This is a genomic window from Chryseobacterium sp. UYP7 (assembly GCF_056279225.1).
The window spans coordinates 1-3,754 of record NZ_JBWBQW010000016.1; the positions used below are offsets into that span (position 1 = coordinate 1).

Annotated in this window: 4 protein-coding genes; all 4 read left to right on the top strand. The window is 29.1% G+C overall.

The features are described 5' to 3' along the window. Nucleotides 1-791: 791 nt before the first annotated feature. The 4 genes from ACZ9HT_RS16875 to ACZ9HT_RS16890 all read left to right on the top strand — a co-directional run bounded on the left by ACZ9HT_RS16875 (nucleotide 792) and on the right by ACZ9HT_RS16890 (nucleotide 3,531). Nucleotides 792-1,340: a hypothetical protein gene (locus tag ACZ9HT_RS16875; protein ID WP_476041664.1), complete on the top strand. Its 549-nt coding sequence runs from the start codon at nucleotides 792-794 to the stop codon at nucleotides 1,338-1,340. Nucleotides 1,341-1,493: 153 nt separating this feature from the next. Next, nucleotides 1,494-2,189, top strand: coding sequence for a hypothetical protein (locus ACZ9HT_RS16880; RefSeq protein WP_476041665.1), 696 nt, complete (start codon nucleotides 1,494-1,496; stop codon nucleotides 2,187-2,189). A gap of 191 nt (nucleotides 2,190-2,380) precedes the next feature. After that, nucleotides 2,381-2,845 carry a hypothetical protein gene (locus ACZ9HT_RS16885; RefSeq protein ID WP_476041666.1) on the top strand — a complete coding sequence of 155 codons (465 nt, stop codon included), beginning with the start codon at nucleotides 2,381-2,383 and terminating at the stop codon, nucleotides 2,843-2,845. A gap of 464 nt (nucleotides 2,846-3,309) precedes the next feature. Continuing rightward, on the top strand, nucleotides 3,310-3,531 hold the full coding sequence (locus ACZ9HT_RS16890) for a hypothetical protein (RefSeq protein ID WP_476041667.1): 222 nt from the start codon (nucleotides 3,310-3,312) through the stop codon (nucleotides 3,529-3,531). Nucleotides 3,532-3,754 lie beyond the last annotated feature (223 nt).

Sequence of the window (3,754 nt, forward strand, 5' to 3'; positions counted from 1 at the left end):
ACTTCCTACAACAAGGTATTTATACAAGCGGGTCTGAAGTTTTCATCGAAGATTTTAGCGATTAATAAAGTTTTCAGCAAGTATGAAGTTTTCGTATTTTTATCCCGCCTGCATAAATACCCAACCGTTGTAGGCAATTTTAAAAAAAGTATGTTAAATGAAATTTAATTTTAAAAATTTAATATTTCTATTAATATTTGTAGGATGCAATTCTGCAAATAACTTTACCCAAAAAGATTTTTTATTTACAACGGAATCATTCAATTATCCGTGGAGAAAAGACACTTTCAATAGCGAATTGAACCAGTACGTTCGTAAAACTTATTCGGACCCCGACGAAATTGTTAAAATAAGTTTAAGCAACTCGGAAATAGATTCACTAAAAACTATTTCACCAAATAACTTCTGTCAATGCATCAAAAATTATGATGAAGATTCTAAAATAACTTATGTTAGTAGAATTAACAAATTGACCTATGAAGGCAAAGTTGGTCTTAAAAAATGTGACACAGTCTACGCTGACTCTAAATTGGGGAACAGTTTTGAATTTAAATACTATACAAAATTTAGAAAAATACTTAATTCTAAGTCAAATTATCAAGATGCGTTTCCAGAGGAATTTGAAATATATTAAAAAAACTGCCTACAACACGGTATTTATACAATCGGGTCTGAAGTTTTCATCGAAGATTCTAGCGATTAATTAAGGTTTTTGCAAGTACAAAGTTTTCGTTTTTTTATCCCGCCTGCATAAATACCCAACCGTTATCTGCCATTTTTAAAAAGCGTTTATGAAGAGAAGTCTAGGTTTTTTATTATTATTTTTTTTGCTTTACAACTGTGAAAAAAGTAAAAAAAATGTTTACGATTTAAAGCCAGATAAAGAATATTATCATCTGTTAAAAGAAAATGGAGATTCTATAAAAATTAAGACAGAGCCATATAGACTTAATTATTCTAAACCGAAGTTTTTAATTATTTCGCGTTTTAACGACAATATGAAGAAATTCGAAGTTGACTGTGTTCTTCTGAAAGTTAAAGATAAATACTACAATTATTTTAATCTAGACAAAAAAGATAGTATCGACGAAAACTCCTTTGTTTTTCTCACTAAAGATCCGCAAATAATAGAAAACATAATTGACACTACCGGAATAAACTATTGGAAAAAAGGAACGGAGATTTATAAAATGGAGGGGAATGGAATATATTCCAGACATTTATTTTTTACGAATCCAACGGGTTATGTTTTAGACTTCGGAAAATATTATTACGATAAAGATTATAAAATTTATAAGATAGAAGAAACGGTTCGTGGTAATAAAATAACATATAAATAAAAACGTCAGATAACAAAGTATTTATACAAGCGGGTCTGAAGTTTTCATCGAAGATTTTAGCGATTTAATTAAGTTTTTAGCAAGTATAAAGTTTTCGTATTTTTATCCCGCCTGCATAAATACCCAACCGTTATCTGCAATAAATCCACAATTGTGCAAAAAATAGAATTACCTGAATTAATTTACTGGCTTGAATCTGCAATTGACTATTACGAAATTAAAGGTCATCCATTAAAAATTTCAAATTTTCTACCAAATTTTGATCATTATATCGGAATAAAATGGAAAGTCGGAATTATTAAGGATTTTCCGTTTGAAGATATTATTACAAAAGCAGAATCGCCAAACGAACTTAATCACAACAGGAGAATTTGGCAAAAATTTCCACAGATTTATGAAGATTCTGACAATGGCTTTACCGAGATCGAATCGAAAGAACTTTTCAATAAATTTAAAATTCCCTTTCATGAATACAAAAATGATTACAAATTGCCATGGAACTCAAGAGCAATCAGAGTTCTTGACAGTGAGATTTTTCAAAGTTTATCATTAATCGTCAATCACCTTCCTGAGAAAGACAATCTTTTTCTTTATTGGGAAGATTATTACAGATACGGATTGGAAGATAAATTATTTAAAGTTTCGGCCGAAGAATTTTTAGGTGAGATGCAGGAAACTAGATACGATGCTAGCATTTATTTATTTCCTGAAAGCAAAAATTGGTGTCTCATCAATCTTGAAGATTTAGGATTTAATATTTTTGCTTTTAACGAAAATATCAAAACTGAATTTCTATCAAGTATTGAAAATTTTAAGTTGACATCTCAAAGCGAAATATATAGCCACTAAATATTACTGCAGATAACAAGGTATTTATACAAGCGGGTCGGAAGTTTTCATCGAATATTTTAGCGATTAATTAAGTTTTTAGCAAGTAGAAAGTTTTCGTATTTTTATCCCGCCTGCATAAATACCCAACCGTTATCTACAAGCAAATAGCAATGAATATAATTGATTTATCAAAACAAGAAAATGACTTGATGAGAAAAGTTGAAAGTGTCGTTGGATTAATCGAAGAAAAAAATATTATATTAAAAAAACAGGGTGTTTTCGAAGACTATAAAAAAATATTTAATTCATATGTTATACTTCACAAAAATGAATTAGAAGCATTAAAAAGATGCCTTTTTCTTTATTGGTATTCATCATGCGAGCCACAATGTTTTACAGGATTAAATGGATTTGATAAAGAAAAAATCGAAAAAGTATTAAATACTTTAAATGAAAAACTCTCGCAAAATATAATCGATTATGAACTCGAGTGGATGTTTGGATATTATTCAAACTGGAATCATATTTTTGAACCTTTTCCAAAATTCAAGTACATTAAGGAAAAGATGACTGAAAGAAACAGAGTTAAAATGCCCAAATTTATAGACCGGAAATACATGGAGGGAAGAGGTCAGATGGGCAATTACTGGAATTCACTCACAAAATTTCAATAATGCCTGTAGATAACAAGGTATTTCAATTAGCGGGGCGGAAGTTCCTAGCATTAAGATTTTAGCTAATTGTTCAATTTGATATATTTACAAAGACTTGTTATAATAAGTCCCGCCAACAGAAATACCCAACCGTTATACGTCATTTTATGAGAACAATTTTAAAAATCTTACTAACGGTTATAATTTCTGTTAATGTTTTTGGACAGGAAGAATTTTTAGATGACATACAATATAAAACTCCTACCGAAATATTTGCAAGAAATCTTCTAAGACAGGAATATCCTAAGTTCAAAAAATTTTAAATTAAAATTAAATCTAACGAAGTAATATTAGACAAAAATAAAAAAATAAGGTTTGGTAGGATTGAACAAAAAGGAAAATTAATCATTTTACAGGGACTGTTGGATCCTCGTTTATTTAACGCAGATTCTAAAATTTCTATTTGTTGCATTAAAGAACTACGTTTGCTCAATCCCAATCCACAAACAAGAAGATTTAAGCTTCGGGTTTTTCCTTATTCTACAAAGATGTTGAATACTTTAGAAGAAGAAGTTTATAGAATTAAGCATCCAGATGAATATTACTTCGAATTACAAAATCAAAATTACGATAATAGCATGAGTTATAATGATTTTATCAAAGGCGCTGTACTCACATTTTTCATTTTTGGTGAAAAAATTGAATAAAAAAACGCCGTATAACAAGGTATTTATACAAGCGTGTCTGAAGTTTTCATCGAAGATTTTAGCGATTAATTAAGTTTTAGCAAGTATAAAGTTTTCGTAGTTTTATCCCGCCTGCATAAATACCCAACCGTTGTAGGAAATTTCGAAAGCACCCTCAAAATATAATAACAATTTAAAATTTATCTTATGAAAAAATTACTTTTTACTTTTTTGACATTCTTTT

Coding starts and splice junctions, on each gene's coding strand:
- ACZ9HT_RS16875 (WP_476041664.1), top strand. CDS start 792: ATGAAGAGAAGTCTAGGTTTTTTATTATTATTTTTTTTGCTTTACAAC.
- ACZ9HT_RS16885 (WP_476041666.1), top strand. CDS start 2,381: ATGAGAAAAGTTGAAAGTGTCGTTGGATTAATCGAAGAAAAAAATATT.